Raw genomic sequence first — 17,496 nt, forward strand, 5'->3', positions numbered from 1 at the left:
AAAATGGTTTTTGGTATATTTTGTTTCAATATACTGAAAAGTCAGAAATTTTTTTTAGGTAGTTTTCATCCTATATTTTGATTATTTATTCAAATGTTCATTCAAAATTTGAAGACAATACCATTCTTGTCTTGGCAAATGAAAGGGACCTTTAAACATATTCCCTTTTGCTGTTTGGGCAATAGTTCCGTCTTTATGTAAATATCCAAACCATTCTCCATTTTCTTTATCATGAAATTTGCTGTAGGCATAATCATGAACCATTTTGTGCCATTTTGCGTATTTCTCGTCGCCAGTCATCGTGTAGGCAAGGAGTGTGGCGATAATTACCTCGTTGTGTGGCCACCAAAACTTCATATCTTGCCAGTATTCTTGTACAGGTTTGTCGTACACATCACGGAAATATAAGATTCCGCCATGTTCTTTATCCCAACCGCGTTCCCACATATAGTCTAGCATTTTACATCCCAGTTCAATCAATCGGGGATCATTGTTTCTGTATTTCGCTTCATGCAAAATAAACCAAGCACCTTCTATGGCGTGTCCTGGATTCAGGGTGCGTCCGTCAATATGGTCTATAATTGAACCATCAGGCGCTACTTGTTCCATCACGCATTTGATATCGTCTTTGACAAAATAGGTTTCAATTTCGCTGATCCATTTATCAATCCATTCGTCACAACGTGGATCACCTATGGTTTCCCTTAATTGTTGCGCCGTGTTCATCATGATCATTGGTGCTCCAATTCCTTTTGTCGGACGAGTTGAAGTAAATTTGGGTTGCAATAAACCCGGTGTACTCGAATATTCAATACATTTTCCGAACAAATAACGGGCTTTTTCGGCAGCAGCCTCATCACCGCTTGCTTTGGCGTACGAAGCCATTGCGATAACCGCAAATGTTTCGGAGAAATAATAACGACGTTTGCGTATTGGTTGTCCGTCACGGGTTACATGAAAGAACATTTGTCCATCAGTGTCGAAACAATGCTTGTTTAAAAAATCAATTCCTGACTTAGCACCATCTAACCATTCTTGTTTAGGCTCTACAGTGTTGTAAAGTGTTGACAAAAGCCAGGCGGCACGACCTTGAATCCATACCGCTTTATCGTCATCTAGTAGACTTCCATCTTGATCCCGCATTAATAAATAGCCACCAAATTGAGTGTCTACAGAGCGTGGGAACCAAAATGGCACCGTGTCATTTAGTAATTGATTCTGATAAAACTCTTTTAAGTCTTGGAGATCTGTCGTTGAATAATTCATTTTTTAGAAGTATTTTTAAGTAGGTTTTTAAAACACCTACCTGCTTAATTTTATTTATTTTTATTGAGGCATCCTTTCGAATGCCTATTAATTTTTATTGTTTTGATTGAGTTCTAATTTAAAAGTAGAACAGGCCAAGCCGGCTTCATTTAGAAGATTTATAAATTAATATTTGATTTTGTGGATCAAATATTAAGCATCTACAAAATCATTTACTTTAGGTCGTAAAAAACTAATCTGAACAATTAATGCGACTAAGACAATAGATGCCATCAATGCAAATCCATTACCCAAAGTGCCACTATCAGAATATTTTCCTAATAGAGAAGTGACCAAAGCTCCACATCCAACTCCAATCATATTTAAAATTCCATAGGCTGTTGCTCTGTATTTTGATGATACAAATTGGCAAAGAATAGGCATATTGTTGGCGTCAAACATACCATAACCAATTCCGAAACAAAGCGCAGCTCCAACAACATTAAATAACGAATGACCAAAACCAATAAGTAATAGAGCAGGAATAGTCAATCCCAGACCAATTGCGCTGGTATAAACTCTGCCCTTAATGTTTTTTTGAACCCATTTATCGGATAATATCCCTCCAAAAATTACTCCCAAAAAGGAGGAGAATGATATAGTTATGGTAGCCAAAGGTCCTGCTTGTTCCATAGGAATGCTTAGGTTTTGAGAAAATAGGGTAGGTAGCCAGTTTTTGGTAGCCCAACCCGGTAAACTTGGTATGGCAAAATAGAATAAGATAATCCAAAAAGACATGTTGGTGAATAAAATTCCCAGCCCTTTGAACAAGGATTCTTTCCCTTTTTTTGTTAATGAAATGTTCTCATTTGTTTCCACTTCTGTACTTTTTTTCTCTTTCAAAAGAAAAACTAAAACTCCGGAATATACGATTCCGATTAACCCAAAATAATGAAAAGTGGTATGCCAAGAAAAAGAAGCAGCTATGGTAGCACCAAAACCTCCGATTGCCGAACCCATATATAATCCTGTCATGTGGATACCAATGGCAAGTGATCTTGTTTTTTGTTGATGATAATCGGCTATAAGGGACAAACCAGCGGGTATGTATAAGGCTTCACTAACTCCCATAAGGGCTCTTAACCAGTACACCTGATTATAAGTTGTTGCTAATCCCATGGCGTAAGTTACTGCCGACCAAACAAAAAGGCTACCTACAATTAACCATTTCCTATTCAATTTGTCGGCAATAATTCCTGATACGGGGCTCATTAAGGCATAAATCCAAAGAAATATAGCCATCAGTCGTCCAAAATTCTCGCCCGAAACTAATTCAGGAATATCGGTTTCCATTGACGGACGCATGGTTGCTAACATTTGTCTGTCCATGTAATTTAACAAGGCGACAATCCATAGTAAGCCCACGACTATCCAAGGATAATGTTTTGATTCTTTCATGTTTTGATTTGCTTTTTTAGTTTTTAGCCTGCTGTTTTGGAAAGAAACAACAGATTTTAAACTGTTCTATTTGTTTTATTTTTTGATCTTACCTAACATTACATCAGGAGTGCGAATTCCGGGTTTTATCTCTCCGTTTGATAGAATTATTTTTTTATCCCATAATACAGCCGGAGTAGTAACATGCGGCAGAAAAGGCAATTCGCCTATTTTTGACCATTTGTCCGTTAACGTATTGTATAATAAGATTCCATTATAGAATCCGGGATGATTTGTCACTAATTTATTCTTTTTGGCGATGAGGTCCGCTTTCTCTTCAGGAGATTCTACTTGAGCAATTTGGGATAGATAGGTTTCAATTTGATGAAAAATTACGCCATTGTCTCCACCAATAATTAAAACAGAATGGGATCCAATGGCAACTCCGGCTCCTGCAGAAAAGTTAGTGCTGTTTTTTCCATCGGATATTGTTGCGGCACTTTCCCACTTTTGTTTTTTTACATCAAAAACAAAAGTAGTTTTGTGTAAATCGCTTATTCCTGAATCGGTTTTTGTTCTTCCGCCTACAACATAAATGTTAGTTCCGTTTTTTCCTTTTTGGGCAATTACAACCGAATTGGCTAAAGCCAAAGGTAATTTGGGTAATGATTTCCATTGTGGATTTGCATCATTCAAATCAAGACTTGCAAAGAAGTCGGATGATTGTTTCGCTTCATCACCGCCAACTGCGTAAACAACATTGCCAATGTGGGTAAGCGCTATATTTGTAATGGCTAAAGGAAAATCCGGTAAAGATTTTGTCTCAACCTCTTTTTTGGTTGAATTCCATTTTAATAGAAACGATTTATTCGAAAGGCCATTTTCATTTTCTCCGCCTACATATACCACGCCTAAATCTGTTGATGTAGTTCCACAATAGGCAATAGGTTCCGGTAAGACGCTTTTTACTTTTTTTATCCAAGTAAATTGATTGTCACATTTTTGTAATACATGAATTACTTTTGAATAGTTCTTTTTTCCTCCTTCCCAAGGCATTTTATCAGGGAAATTTGCACCACCAGTTACAAGTAAAACGTCATTACTTATTCCATTAATAGCTCCTGCGAAGCCTAATGAAAGACTGCCGTCTTCATTTTGTAATTGGGCTGCTGTTTTCCATTCAACATGGTCTACATCTTTTTTTTGAGAAAAGGCATCAGTTGTTGACATAATAAGGGATATAAAAATTAAAGAAAAAATAGATTTGTTCATCGTTCCTATTTTAAAATAAAACGTGCTATTGGATTATTTTGATTTGAAAGTTTCAAAATTTAGGCTTGCAACATCTTTCTTGAATAATTCAAATTGATCTGCGCTCATGTTTTTGACAGGCAATCTGAATTCTCCTAGATTGTGTCCAACCAGTTTCATATAGGCTTTTCCTACTGAGATTCCGCCGTATTTCCCCAATAAACGAATCATATCGATTGATTTTTGTTGCAAGACACGTGCCTTAACCAAATCATTGGCATTGAATGCATCAATCAAATCATAGTATAGAGGGGCAGCATAATTAAAAGTACTTCCTACAGCACCTTTTGCTCCCAATACTAATGCAGATAACATATTTTCGTCACGTCCCCAAAGCATGTCAAATTTGCCATTTTCATAGCTCATACAGCTTTGGAAATCCATGAAATCTTCATGGGTATATTTAACTCCTGCGAAATTGGGAAGTTTTCCGTCCAAAGCCCTTACTAAATCGAACATTGGTAAATTTACACCTGTCAATACGGGAATATGATAGTAATAAAAAGGCATATTAGGCACTTCTTTTCCTACTTCAATACAAGTTTGTGCTAACATATCAACATTGGCTGGTTTGAAATAAAAAGGTCCCGTCATAGAAACAGCGTATAAACCTATTTCGTAAGCATGTTTAGCTAATTCGATGCAATCTGCAAGGCAGGTACCCGCTAAAAATGCCATTACCTTAAAGTCGGCATCATGATTACTACAATCAGCCCAAGCTTGAGCAACGGCTTTCTTTTCTTCTAAGGTTGTAGAAACTCCTTCTCCTGTAGAACCGTTAATGAATGCACCTGTTATTCCGTTTTGTTTTAAAAAAGAATAATAAGCAGGGATTAGACTAACATCTAATTTTCCATTGCTGTCAAAGGGTGTAAACGGAGCAGAGATAAGACCTTGTAGGTGTTGAATTTTCATAATATTTTTTTTAAGTTTTTTGTATCAAGTTGGGTGAAAATTTAAAATTTTCCACAGCAGAATATATATGATTTTATATTCAAAATAATAATGGTGGATGTTTTCAATGCTGAATCAGAGTCGTTTTGCTTTAAAAAAAAATAAAGCTAACTGCTATTGATTGAGGCTGTTGAATTGTAAATCCGATTTTTTAAAGCTAATTCTCTTTTATTCGATATATCTTTCAGTATTTATTTAGACAGATAAAACTGTAAAGAGATAAGTTAATTGAGAATTAAAAAAATGAAACATTCACTATTGAATTGTAAACATACGAAATAATTTAATAAACAAACAGTATTTATTAAAAAAATTTAATAATAAAATAAAAAGAATAATTTTAATTATTAATTAAGGAGGAGAGCATTTTTTCTTTGACAACGCAGCAAGCCCCAATAACGCCAGCGCGACGGCCTAAACTTGATTTTTTTAGTTTAACATCTCTATTGACTAATCCTAGAGAATATTTCTTTAAGGCTGATTGAATAGGTAATAAGGTATAATCTCCCAAGAGTGAAAAATCACCTCCAATCACAAGTAAATCCGGATTGAAAATGTTAAGGATAATAGATAAATAACGGCCCATTTTTTCACTTTGTTTAGAAACTAATTCTACACATAAGTTGTCTTCTAGGTTTAATGCACCAGCAATTATAGTGTGATGTTGCAAGCTTGTTGAATTTTCATCAAGTACGATCTTAGATTGTTTTCCTTCTTTGATGGCTTCCTTGAATTGATTTACTAAAGACCAACCGGATATTTCGGTTTCCAGACAGCCTAATTTGCCACATTGGCATAGAATGTCATTGTCTAATATGGTGCTGTGTCCAAATTCTCCTGAGTATCCCGATTTTCCGTAATATAGTTTACCATCTGTTATTATTCCTATTCCCACGCCCCAGCTGTAGTTTACATAGATTACATTTTGTTCTCCATCTACTACACCTTCACGATATTCACCAAAAGCCATTGCTCTGGTGTCATTTTCTAAACGAACGGGTATACCTAATTGATCTGAAATGATTTCAGTTAAAGGTCGGTTTTCGCTGAAAAAAAAGTTATAGCTAAATCCTTCCATCGAGTTAATACGACCTGATAAGTTGATGCAAGCCCCTACAATCATTTTTTTATCAACTAAACTATCTTCTATAAATGAATTGATTAGGTTGCATAACTCTAAAAGGGATTCTTGGGTGTTTTCTAAAACAAAGGAAGTTCCTAGTTCGATACTTACAAATTCATTTTTTATATTCTGTAATCCAATAGACATGCTGCTTCTGCCTACTTCAATACCTAAAAAGTAAGCACAAGTAGGATTGATGCTGTATAAAGAAGGGCGTCTGCCGCTGCTATTAGTGATTTTTCCCATGTCTACAACATAACCTTCAACAAGAAGTTCATTGACTGCCTTGGTAACGGTAGGAACACTTGATTGTAATTCGGAGCCTAATTCTGCTATTGTAGCATTTCCGGTAGATAATAAGCGTTTTACTATTGATTGTCTCAACATATGCCACTTTTGGCCCGAAAGGCTGTTGTCAATACTTACGTCTAATAAATCCTTTAAGCTCATTTTTTTTATTTTAATATTTGAAGGCATTTAATTACAAACTTAATATAATTTTTTTAAACTCAATGCGGATACAAACCGATGTTTGTTGATTAGCTAATCTAAATAATCTATTTAAGTGACTTCTGCTTTGTTTTTAAATAAATTATTGAAATTTAGTGGATTACTATCTTTTATTTTTTTAGATAATAAAAGTTTCAAGATGTAGCGAAATTAAAAAAAAAACCGACAAAGTATAGTTTGTCGGTTTTGATAATTATAATTGATTTAGGTTCCGCTGTACCCTGGATTTTGCTGTCCTTTTAAGGTTTCGTCGCTGTTTAGTGTACTTAGATCAATTGGCCATATTAATTTATGGTTTTGTCCTGTAATATTATCTAAAACACCTATCAGAGATAAATCTTTTCGGAATGCCAAAGGAGTTCCTGAGGCATCTTGCATACGACGTAAATCATACCATATTTTAGCTTCGGCTACAAATTCTTTTTGTCTTTCGGCAAAAATTGCTAATTCATTTTGCTCGAATGAACCATTTACATAAACCGGAGCAACACTTCCTGCATAAGCACGAGTTCTAATGGTGTTGATTTCAGCAGATGGATCCTGACCTTGTTTGTTTTTAATTTCGGCCAACATTAAGTAGGCATCAGCCAAACGATAAATAGGGAAATCATCTGTAAAAGAACGAGCGCCGTCAACGATTGTTCCGATAAATTTGCGCATGTTGGTGGCATGAACCGTTCCTTTGTTAAAGTTTAGGAAAGTAACATTGGCTCTGGTATCTGCAGCATCGTATTTTGCATATAACTCATATTTGTATTCGTAACGAATAATAGTTCCGCCACCATTTACTTTTAATGGATCAGCGGATGGAATAGCTACACCTTTGTCATCAACATAGTCTGCTAATGGATCGGTAACTGCATAAATAAATTGACTATAACTATTACTTGCTTCTCCAAAGCCATATCTCAAGGCAAAAATAATTTCATTATTCCCTTTTATAGCAGCCGTTGCAGCCGAGTTAAATACGTTAGCAAAACTAGGTTGCAAGCTGTATTTAGGTATAATTGCTTCAATTGCAGCTCGGGCTGTAGTTAAATCAGTAGTTGTTGTGGTTGGTGTAGCTCCGTCAATTTTAACTTTTGCTGACCATAAATACACTTCTCCTTTTAACATTTGTGAAGCAGCTAAAGACCATTGTGCTTTTTGCATCTTAGTTGTGTAATTATCAGCAAAATTAACGACAGACTTATCAATGTCTTCTTTGATGAAGTCTAAAGTTTCTTTCTCAGTTGCAGTACGTGGTAAATAGGCATCTTGAGCAGTAGCTGGCGTATTGATAGCTACTTTAGGCTCTTTTGCCAAAGGTACTCTACCATAAGTACGGTACAATTGGAAATAATAGAAAGCTCTTAAACCATAGGCCTGTCCTAAATAGTAACTTTTGTCAGCAGCGACCAAGTAATCTGCTTTTTCTACTTGATAGATAAAATTGTTTACCTGAAAAATGGCAGCGTACAAACCCGCCCAGCCTGAAATACCAGTAGAAGATTCTCTAATGTCTTGTCGAACAATGGAGCCTGAATTTAAAGATGCAGTTCCAGTAAAGCTAGTACCATCTCTTAATGTGCCTCCTCTTAGCTCTCCTAAGTTAAACAATGTAAATTGATAAGATCTTAACTGATTATGTAAGCCAACCATGGCTCCATCAACTTGAGATGGAGTTTTCCAAAAGCTTTCGCTGGCGTAATAATCTTCTGGAGCTAAATCTAAATTGTCGCATGCATTAAACGTAATTGATAACGTCAATAATGCAAATCCTAATACTATCTTTTTCATAATTTTATAAAATAAATTGAATACCAAATATTACTGTACGTGGCAATGGATATCCACCACCAACAGAAACTCCGTTGTCTGTTGCTTCTGGAGAGAAAAGAGTTGATTTGCTTAAATAACCTAAATTTTGTCCAGTTAAAGTTAATTTAATTCCATCAACCTTTAATTTACTCAATATAGCAGAAGGTATAGAGTAACTTAAGTTTATTTCACGGAAAGCAAGATAATCTGCTTTGTTGTAAAACATGCTTGAGGTACGGAAGGTATTGTTTTTGAATAATTGATCCGCCCAGTAATAGGTTGGGTATTTAGCATTTGGATTCTCAGGAGTCCAAGTATCTTTAACTTGTTCTATCGTGTTAAAAGTTCCTTGGGCATTACTTAAGAACCAAGTTCTAGGGCCATCATATTGAACAAAACCTAAAGCATAGTCAAAACGGCTACTCAATGTGAAAGCTTTATATCTTGCAGTGAAACCAAAACCTCCGGTCATTTTTGGTACTGTGCGACCCATGTATTGTCTGTCATAGGTGTTGATAATGCCATCACCATTAACATCTTTCCATTTTACATCTCCCAATGCTATAGGATAATGTAAAGATTTTTGCGCTGGAGTCATTGCATTGAAAGCATCTGGATGTACTAGTACTTTTGCGCCAATTAAATCGCGCAGTTGTAAAGCGTATGAATCCAACTCTGCTTGGGTTCTGATAATTCCCTCAGAAACATATGCATAAGCTATATTTGGATCTTGACCCTCTTGGAAACCGCCAACCCAAATAAGATTACCATTGTTGTCGTAAACCTGACTTCCTCCAATTCTATTGTTTTCTAATCCATTACTAGGTAATTTTAATATTTTATTTGCATTGGTAGCAAAATTGGCATTAATGTCTAATGACCAATCAGTTTTTTTAACTGCGCTATAATTCAAGTCTAACTCAATTCCTTTGTTCTGTAAACTACCTAAGTTTGTTGTAATTGTTGTAAACCCTGAAGTAGCTGGAAGGTTGAATGTCGAAATTTTATCATTGGTTTCTCTGTTATAATAAGCAAGAGAAAGGTCTAATTTATTAAATAAACGAGTATCTAAACCAAATTCATAAGTAGCGGAACGTTCCCATTTTAGGTTTGGAAAAGGCAATCCACCTACTTGATATCCTACAATACCATCGTATTTTGCTGACGAATAAGATCCTTGTAGTTGGTAAGGGCCAATACCACTAACATTACCGTTTTGACCATAACTAGCTCGCAATTTTAAGGTATTCACTACATCTGAAATTCCGCTAAAAAAATCTTCTTTATGCATGTTCCATCCTGCAGATATTCCTGGGAAATTACCCCAACGGTTGTCTAGTAATCTAGAATAACCATCTCGTCTTACAGTCAAGGTCATAAGGTATTTGTCGTCGTAGTCATAACTAACACGAGAAAAGAAAGATAAAATACGTTGACGTTGATGATAGGTATCGATAGCTCTTTTATCTTTATCTGAGCTGGTATATCCTAAGTCCATGAAGTCATCCGATGGAGCTCCTGAACCAGAGGCTGATAAGCCGTTTTGATAGATGTCGTAATACTCTGTTCCCACCATAGCATTTATATTATGCTTGTTTAAGATGGTTGTGTTATAGTTTAAAGCACCATTATAGGTTTGACTGAACTCCCTTCCGTAAGATGCACTTGATGAACGGGTTTTGTTAATGTTTCCTGGGCTTGATAAGAAATCTTTATTAAAGGCTTCATTGAATGCTAGGCTGTAAAACCAGTTAGCACTAGTCCTAAAACTTAGGTTTTTTAGTAGGTCTATTTTGAATGCCTGTGACATTGTAAACTTATCACTGTTATTATTTCGAATGAATTTAGCATCGTTTACTAGAGGGTTACCATCGGTGTAATCACGCCCTACTAATAGTTCACCATTAGCATTTGTACCTCTCATAGTAGGAGGTGCGCCTAAAGAACGAGTCAGATAATTACCTTCGCCGTTTGTTTGAGCATCTCTCCATTTGGCATCAGCAAAATTTAAACTAGAAGTGGAAGTTAACCAAGGCTTGATTTTGTATTCACCGTTAAAAACAAAAGTCAACCTTTTGTAGAAAGTGTTTATTGGTAAACCTTGTTCATCATAATATCCTAAACTGGCATAATAATTTCCTTTGTCGTTACCGCCAGTCATATTAATATTATAATCTTTAGTTAATCCCTGAGGTCTAAGAGCATAATCCTTATAGTTGAAATCCTTGTAAATAATTTCTTTATTGGTTCCGTTTGGATCGTAGGCTCCTAATGCGTTTGTTTTAACAGGATCCATTATACTTTGCCATCCTTGAGACAACAGTTCTTCATTTATAGGGCTTCTAAACATAGGGCTCCATACCGCTGAGGGGGTTTTGTTTCCGTCAAGAATGTTTCCAGCAGCATCTTTATAAAGATTTCCGGTACCAAAAGGACCTGTTGAATTCAATTGTCCTAATCGACTGGCATCATATTTTCCAGAATTTTCTATCGCTTTTCTAGACCAATATAAGTAGTCTTTGGCATCCAAGAAGTCAAAAGGGACGTTTAGTGTGTTAATTCCTATTTTTGAATTAATAGTAATATTAGAAGTACCGCTTTTTCCTTTTTTAGTGGTAATCAATATTACCCCATTATTTGCTCTTGCACCATAAATAGCAGTTGCTGATGCATCTTTTAATACTTCGATGGAAGCAATATCATCTTGGTTGATCTCATTAAAGCCGGCTCTTACAAATCCATCGACCATAACTAGAGGTGATCCAGAACCATCGTAGTTCGTTCCTCCACGTAAAACAATGGATGGTACAGCTCCTGGTCTACCTGAAGATTGCTGTACTCTTAATCCTGGAATGGTTCCTGCTAATGCTGAAGCTGGATTAGATCGAGTCCCTGTTTCTAGTACCTTGCTGTCAAGTTTAGATACAGAACCTGTTATTTTAGATTTCTTCTGAGTACCATAACCAACAATTACTACTTCATCTAAGCTTTGTCCAGATTCTTTCAAGACGATTGTTAGCGGAGATTTACCAATAGTTACTTCTTGTTGATCCATACCTATATAAGAAACAATAAGTTTGGTTACATTGTCAGGAACTTCAATGGTAAAATTACCGTCAAAATCCGTTTGTGTCGAGGCTGTGCTCCCTTTAGCGACAATATTTGCGCCTGGGATAGCGTTTCCATCAGCATCTAGTACTTTTCCGCTAATTTTCTTTAGAATTGCACTTGATTTAAATACTTCTGACTGTTTTTCTGTAGTGGTTTTATTTTCTAACAAAACTACTTTTTCCGAGGTGGCTGCCGTTGAAAGCTGAACCGTTAAGGCTGTAAGCAAAACAGTAGCTAGTTTTGTTGTGCCCCAAGCTGGCGAATCATGCCATAAATTTCTTGGTTTGTTTTTAGAAAAAATTTTCATAATTTTTTGATGGTTTGTTAATAATATATTTGTTTTCGTGGTTTTATTTATTTGCTCCCGGTCCTTATCTTTTGAAGGAATAAAAATGTTTACTCATTGTTTTTTATTGATTTGTTTTTAATTTTTATTAACTGCTTAAATTGTTTTCTTTTAAGATTAAATTGAAAGTTTAGCTTAAAAACGGATAAACAACCATTTTAATTTAATATGTGCAAGCAAATATATAAAAATATTTAAAATAAAGTACCTAATATTAAATAATTTTATTAACTTAAAAATAACCTTTTTTTTTAGGTTTTAATTTATTTTATTGATTTTCCTTGATAATTGTTGATAGTGAATTGTAGTAAAATGTTAAAGAGAGTTAGGGATAAGGCTGTAAATCGTCAGTAAAAATCGGGATGATTTAGGCAATAATTAAGGAAGATGTTTGTTGTTTTAAACCATACTTTACTTTGACAGATTAATCTTCTATAGGTAGGCTGCCTGTGTGTAATGCTTATGTTTTTTTTTTTTTTTTTGCTGATGGGATTTGTCTTGGGTTTTTGATGGCTCTCTATACATGACGATTAATATTTTCGTATCTTTATTTACGAGCTTTCTATTCAAGACAAAATTAATTTTGAAGAAGTTTTTTTTAATAAATTATAAATGAGGTGAGATAATATGAGAAAAATAATCGTTTTATCATTTATTACTTTAGATGGAGTAATGCAAGCGCCTGGTGGGCCTGAGGAAGATACATCGGGTGGTTTTAAATATGGAGGTTGGAGTGCACCTTATGAAGATGAAGTTGGTGGTAAGCTGGTGCAAAAAGAGCTGAAACAATCAGTGGATTATCTTTTGGGCAGGAAAACATTTGAGATTTGGGAAGACTATTGGCCTAAACATACGGGTATTTGGCCTGGCATCAATGATGGTATGAAATACGTTATGTCCAAAACTAGGAAAAAGTCAGATTGGAAAAATACCCTATTTATCGAAAGTTTGGAAGATATCAAAAAACTCAAGAATTCAGAAGGTTCTGATATTCAGGTTTGGGGTAGCAGTACCCTTATTCAACTGTTATTCAAGAATGATTTAGTTGACGAACTTCGGCTCAAAATTTACCCATTGACTCTTGGTACAGGAAAAAAGTTGTTTGACAATGGCACGATTGCAGCAGCGTTTACATTAATTGATAGTTCTGTTACACCAAGTGGAGTTGTTTTTGCCAATTACAAGCGAGCCGGAAAAGTCAAGACAGGTACTATTGGGTCTTAAAGAGAAGTAAAATGAAAAAAATGATTGTTTCACCAGATTATAGCTAGTTTTTTTAGATCTTAATTTTTACATAGGATCATTTTCGTTTTACTGAAAAGAATAATTCATTTTTTTTAACCTGATTTTTTGATCTAAACTCATTCCTCCTGGGTTGCAACCTGGTTTTCCTTCAGGTATTTCAATAGCCTGTTCTGCAAAATGTGCTACCCAAATAGGGAAGTAGTTTTGTGAATTTGGCTCTTTATATGTCATTGGAAACAACTGAAAAAAGGGTTGCTTTTTATTCGAAGATAGAAACGCGTCGTAAATTAATTCCGAGCAGTAATATTTGCCGTTATCGTATATAAAATCAGAATCATAAGCAACGCCTAATTGACTTTCGCAAAAGGCAATGGCTTCTGGGATAAGGTGACGGTATTTTCTTTTTAATTGTCCTATATAAACGGTTTGTTTTGTGTAAGAAAGAAATTCGTTTAGAGGTGTCTTAACTACGGCTTTTCCAATAGCTTCATACACATAAAAATCTTTATTGTTTTCTGAAACAACCAATCCCATGTGATTGAAATCGTTAGATTTATATCCTTCGGTTACGGCATTTATGGCTTCACACATCGGACCGCAATTGATGTTGATGAATAGTAAGTCACCATTTTTTAAGTGCGACTTTTGTGCAAATGTTGTGAAAGGAATTAATAAAAGTAAAAGTAGATTTTTCATACGGTTCATTTAAAAATTGTTTTGCTAAAACCAATGTCTAGAGGGCTGGTGTTGTATTAGCGGTAAAAATAGAATTTTGCGAATGAAGTACAATTGAATCGAGGCTAAAATTGATGTTGTTTTACTGGCGGAGGTGAAGTGTTTTTATATAGAGCATTTTTTTGGTGTTATAAATCAATTATATTTATTTTGTGCTGACAAGATAAAGCTCGTTTGTCGATTTTTAGACTTACTTATGTTAGTAATTAGTACAAATCATTAAAATATAGAGAATTTTATATTGTAGCATATCTTAGTTGGAAAAAAAAGAATTAAAATTATTATAACAAATCATTTATGAGTCGATATACGCTATTATTATATGTTCTTTTTGTTTGTATTGCATGTAAAAACGTTCCAAGAGAAAATAAAGCAAAAAAAGATAAGACAATAAATTCTGTTGAGCTTAAGCTAATGACTTTTAATATTTGGCAAGAAGGAACGATGGTTGCTAACGGATTGGATAAAATTAGAGATGTCATTTTAGCGACCGATCCAGATATTATAAGCTTTACCGAAGTTAGAAATTACAACAATGAAGATTGGACTTCAAAAATTTTAAAAAAACTAAAAGACAAAGGTTTTAATTATACGGGGAAATATGTGGGCGGTGACGTGTCAGTAATAAGTAAATACCCGATTACGGCGTCTGAAGTCATTTATGATGGAGAAGGCTCCGTCGTAAAGTACAATATAAAACTAAAAACCAAAACAATTGTGGTTGCGGTTGCTCATCTTGACTATACTAGTTACGCCTGTTATTTGCCAAGGGCGTATTATGGCGGAGTTCCAAATTGGGGTCTAATCGAAGATGAGAATGGAAATAAGGCTCCGATTACGAATATTGATGAAATTATAGCGTATAACTTAAAATCAAAAAGAGATGAACAGATCAATGCTTTTCTAAGCTCGGTAAAAAAAGAAACTAAGCCTGTGATTCTAATGGGCGATTTTAACGAACCGTCTCATTTGGATTGGACAGATAAAACAGCACAGTGTTTTGATCATAACGGAGTGGTTATTAAATGGCCGAGTACTTATGTGCTTCATAAAAAAGGCTTTATTGATGCCTATAGGAATTATTTTCCAGATGAAATAACTCATGCTGGAATCACTTGGCCTTCAAAAGCTCACGGTAAGGAGACAACTAGTTGGACTCCGCTTTCTGACGAGCGGGACAGAATTGATTTTATTTTCTATAAAGGAAATGGGATCAAAACGATTGATGCTTCTTTGGTTGGTCCAAAAGAATCTTATGCTTTTAATGAATTGGTTTCAACTTACACCTCCGAAGAAAACTTTGTTGCCGACACTTTAGAATGGCCATCAGATCACAAAGCTGTAATGGTAACCTTGAAGTTAGAATAAAAAGTCCTGTCTAAATGGTATCGTTTATAGTTGTGTTCTTAATACTGGATGTGATAACTTAGCATAAACTAAGAGAATGAATAAATCTTGAATTTAAACTAACTATGTTTGAAGCATGCTGTAAATTGGTAGTATAAATTGTTAATTTTAGCTTATTAATGATTTAATTTAACATTTACGACTGAACGAGAAAGTGTTGTAAAGCGAAAATATAGGCTTTTAAAAAAAAGCTAATTGAAAGCTAGAAAGTATTCACCTTTGTTTTCAAACTTCAGTAAATATTTTGACAATAAATTTTCAAAGTGTACTATAGCTATTTGGCAATTTTGTTTATCATCCCATTAAAAATAAAGTAGTGGAAAGGCAATACGGAGTACCAGTACAATCTACCAGCAACACCTAAAGGACTTAATGTGGCTGTTTGTGTTATTATATTGTTTTCAATCTTTAATTCCAGCCAGGCTTCACCAGGAAGTCTCATTTCGGCATATAAAAGCAGTCTTTTTTCTTTACGATCAGCATAAATAACACGCCAGAAATCAAGTGATATACCCACATCAATAAGTGTTTTATTTTTTCTGCCCCTTTTAAGACCTACACCTCCAAAAAGTTTGTCTAGAAATCCTCTGAAGTTCCATAGCCAATCGGCATAATACCAACCAGAATCACCACCTATAGCAAATATCCTCTCAAGTGAAATTTCAGGGTCTCTTGCTAAGGCAGTTCTTTATCAATAAATACTCCATACTGAGGTGTTTTAATTTCTTTTGATAAGCCCTTACTTAGCTTTCCATTTCCTATGGCATCTTTCCAACTTGACAATACAAGATTTTGCTCTATTTTGTCAAATGCTATCATTATTGCTTTTTGTAAGGCAGTAAGCTTATCCCTAAAGTTTCTCTAAGTTCATTTGGAATTGCTACAATGTCAATTTTCATACTCTCTACTAAGTTTTTGGCTAGTGGATAGGATGTGGAAGTAACAAAATAAAGCCAATATGAAGATAGGCGAGGTGTCATGATAGGCACAGTAATTACGAGCCTTTTGAGGCCTCTTATATTGGCAAACTCCAATAACATTTGTTTGTAAGTTAGAATATCGGGGCCATAAATATCATAGTGTTTATCAAAAGTAGTTTCTTTTAGTAAAACACCAGACAGAAATTCAATAACGTTACTGATAGCTATGGGCTGGCATTTTGTATTTAGCCATTTTGGAGCAATCATAAATTGGTAATTTCTCTACCAGATCGCGTATGATTTCAAATGAAGCACTTCCTGAGCCTACAATGATACCTGTTCTTAAGGTAGTTAAGTGTTTTTCTCCAGATACCAGTATATTTTCTACATTTTTCCTTGAGGAAAGATGCTTTGATAGTTTTTCTTTGTTAACGATGCCACTTAGGTAGATTATTTGCTTGCCTTTTGTTCTATTAATAGCTTCAACAAAGTTTTTTGCAGATTCTTCTTCCATTTTACTGAACTCTCCGCTTGAGCTCATTGAATGAACAAGACACTCTTTACACCAAATTTAGTATACTTATTTACACAAAAGTAATAATGTATTTAAATATACTAAATGTAAAATATAATAGTATATTTGTATACTAAATAATAATTTTCATACTCCAGTATTATGGACTATAACCTTATCAAAGAAGTTATGCACCTTATCGAGGAATTTGATACAAGTATTGAATCTAAGTTCTATTCAAAAGATTTATCTGGTTTTAAACGTTGGATATATGATGGTGAAAAAGATATAGAAAATATTATTGAAGAACCGGATTGGGAAGGCAAGGAAAACGGCAGAAGTGCAGAGAGTGTAATTAGTACTTTAATAGTACACATGAACAGGTATGCTAAAACATATTCCAAATCAGCTATTTACAATTCCAAATTCGCGACGCAGGAAGATTTTATTTATTTAATTAATTTAAAGGCTTTTGGCGCGATGACAAAAACAGATTTAATTAAAAAAAATATCCAGGAAAAGCCTGTTGGTATGCAAATAATCAATCGTCTCATTAAGCAAGGGTGGGTAGAACAAAGTGACTCGTTAGAAGATAAACGCAGTAAGATCATTTTGATAACAGCTAATGGGATAGCAGCTTTAGAGCAAAATATGAAACAAATTAGGAGGGCAACTGAAATTGTGACCGGTAATCTTATTTATGCAGAAAAAATTGAATTAATCAGGCTGCTTAAAAAATTAGAACATTTCCATCAACCTATATATACTGAAAATATTGACCCTTCACAACTGGTAGATATAGTATATCAACAATTGCATCGTAATAATTAAAATAAAA

The 17,496-nt window shown here is 34.7% G+C and carries 15 protein-coding genes; 3 read left to right on the forward strand and 12 right to left on the reverse strand.

Going from position 1 to position 17,496, the window contains the following annotated elements; translation table 11 throughout:
- Positions 1-81: 81 nt before the first annotated feature.
- The 7 genes from ACMDB5_RS08890 to ACMDB5_RS08920 form a co-directional block, all read right to left on the reverse strand.
- Entirely contained in the window at positions 82-1,266 is a 1,185-nt protein-coding gene (locus tag ACMDB5_RS08890) for an AGE family epimerase/isomerase (protein WP_413997910.1), read from the reverse strand.
- A 192-nt stretch (positions 1,267-1,458) separates the two neighbouring features.
- Positions 1,459-2,703, reverse strand: coding sequence for an MFS transporter (locus ACMDB5_RS08895; protein ID WP_413997911.1), 1,245 nt, complete (start codon positions 2,701-2,703; stop codon positions 1,459-1,461).
- 75 nt (positions 2,704-2,778) lie between these two features.
- Positions 2,779-3,912, reverse strand: coding sequence for a galactose oxidase (locus ACMDB5_RS08900; protein ID WP_413997912.1), 1,134 nt, complete (start codon positions 3,910-3,912; stop codon positions 2,779-2,781).
- Positions 3,913-3,987: 75 nt separating this feature from the next.
- Complete coding sequence (locus tag ACMDB5_RS08905) at positions 3,988-4,908, reverse strand: dihydrodipicolinate synthase family protein (protein ID WP_413997913.1); 921 nt, start codon at positions 4,906-4,908, stop codon at positions 3,988-3,990.
- Between the two features lie 379 nt (positions 4,909-5,287).
- Positions 5,288-6,520: an ROK family protein gene (locus tag ACMDB5_RS08910; protein ID WP_413997914.1), complete on the reverse strand. Its 1,233-nt coding sequence runs from the start codon at positions 6,518-6,520 to the stop codon at positions 5,288-5,290.
- A 264-nt stretch (positions 6,521-6,784) separates the two neighbouring features.
- Positions 6,785-8,359, reverse strand: a complete 1,575-nt coding sequence (locus tag ACMDB5_RS08915; RefSeq protein WP_413997915.1) for a RagB/SusD family nutrient uptake outer membrane protein — start codon at positions 8,357-8,359, stop codon at positions 6,785-6,787.
- 4 nt (positions 8,360-8,363) lie between these two features.
- Positions 8,364-11,798, reverse strand: coding sequence for a SusC/RagA family TonB-linked outer membrane protein (locus tag ACMDB5_RS08920; RefSeq protein WP_413997916.1), 3,435 nt, complete (start codon positions 11,796-11,798; stop codon positions 8,364-8,366).
- 666 nt (positions 11,799-12,464) lie between these two features.
- Here ACMDB5_RS08920 and ACMDB5_RS08925 point away from each other — a divergent pair.
- Positions 12,465-13,061 carry a dihydrofolate reductase family protein gene (locus ACMDB5_RS08925; RefSeq protein WP_413997917.1) on the forward strand — a complete coding sequence of 199 codons (597 nt, stop codon included), beginning with the start codon at positions 12,465-12,467 and terminating at the stop codon, positions 13,059-13,061.
- An 87-nt stretch (positions 13,062-13,148) separates the two neighbouring features.
- On the opposite strand, the gene ACMDB5_RS08930 is transcribed toward ACMDB5_RS08925, so the two are convergent.
- Positions 13,149-13,778, reverse strand: coding sequence for a YiiX/YebB-like N1pC/P60 family cysteine hydrolase (locus ACMDB5_RS08930; protein WP_413997918.1), 630 nt, complete (start codon positions 13,776-13,778; stop codon positions 13,149-13,151).
- Between the two features lie 336 nt (positions 13,779-14,114).
- Between ACMDB5_RS08930 and ACMDB5_RS08935 the strand changes: the two genes are divergently transcribed.
- Positions 14,115-15,185 carry an endonuclease/exonuclease/phosphatase family protein gene (locus tag ACMDB5_RS08935; protein ID WP_413997919.1) on the forward strand — a complete coding sequence of 357 codons (1,071 nt, stop codon included), beginning with the start codon at positions 14,115-14,117 and terminating at the stop codon, positions 15,183-15,185.
- 313 nt (positions 15,186-15,498) lie between these two features.
- On the opposite strand, the gene ACMDB5_RS08940 is transcribed toward ACMDB5_RS08935, so the two are convergent.
- From ACMDB5_RS08940 to ACMDB5_RS08955, 4 genes are read right to left on the reverse strand one after another with little or no spacing between them, the layout of a single operon-like run.
- Positions 15,499-15,885 carry a DUF2867 domain-containing protein gene (locus ACMDB5_RS08940; protein ID WP_414000372.1) on the reverse strand — a complete coding sequence of 129 codons (387 nt, stop codon included), beginning with the start codon at positions 15,883-15,885 and terminating at the stop codon, positions 15,499-15,501.
- 14 nt (positions 15,886-15,899) lie between these two features.
- On the reverse strand, positions 15,900-16,043 hold the full coding sequence (locus ACMDB5_RS08945) for a hypothetical protein (RefSeq protein ID WP_413997920.1): 144 nt from the start codon (positions 16,041-16,043) through the stop codon (positions 15,900-15,902).
- On the reverse strand, positions 16,043-16,411 hold the full coding sequence (locus tag ACMDB5_RS08950; RefSeq protein ID WP_413997921.1) for a hypothetical protein: 369 nt from the start codon (positions 16,409-16,411) through the stop codon (positions 16,043-16,045). Before ACMDB5_RS08950 ends, ACMDB5_RS08945 begins: the two co-directional genes overlap by 1 nt.
- Positions 16,359-16,658 carry a hypothetical protein gene (locus tag ACMDB5_RS08955; protein ID WP_413997922.1) on the reverse strand — a complete coding sequence of 100 codons (300 nt, stop codon included), beginning with the start codon at positions 16,656-16,658 and terminating at the stop codon, positions 16,359-16,361. Before ACMDB5_RS08955 ends, ACMDB5_RS08950 begins: the two co-directional genes overlap by 53 nt.
- Before the next feature lie 162 nt (positions 16,659-16,820).
- Here ACMDB5_RS08955 and ACMDB5_RS08960 point away from each other — a divergent pair, with 162 nt between their 5' ends.
- Entirely contained in the window at positions 16,821-17,489 is a 669-nt protein-coding gene (locus ACMDB5_RS08960) for a MarR family winged helix-turn-helix transcriptional regulator (protein WP_413997923.1), read from the forward strand.
- Positions 17,490-17,496: the final 7 nt, after the last annotated feature.

This window comes from Flavobacterium sp. W1B (assembly GCF_047344965.1).
Classification (GTDB): Bacteria; Bacteroidota; Bacteroidia; order Flavobacteriales; family Flavobacteriaceae; genus Flavobacterium.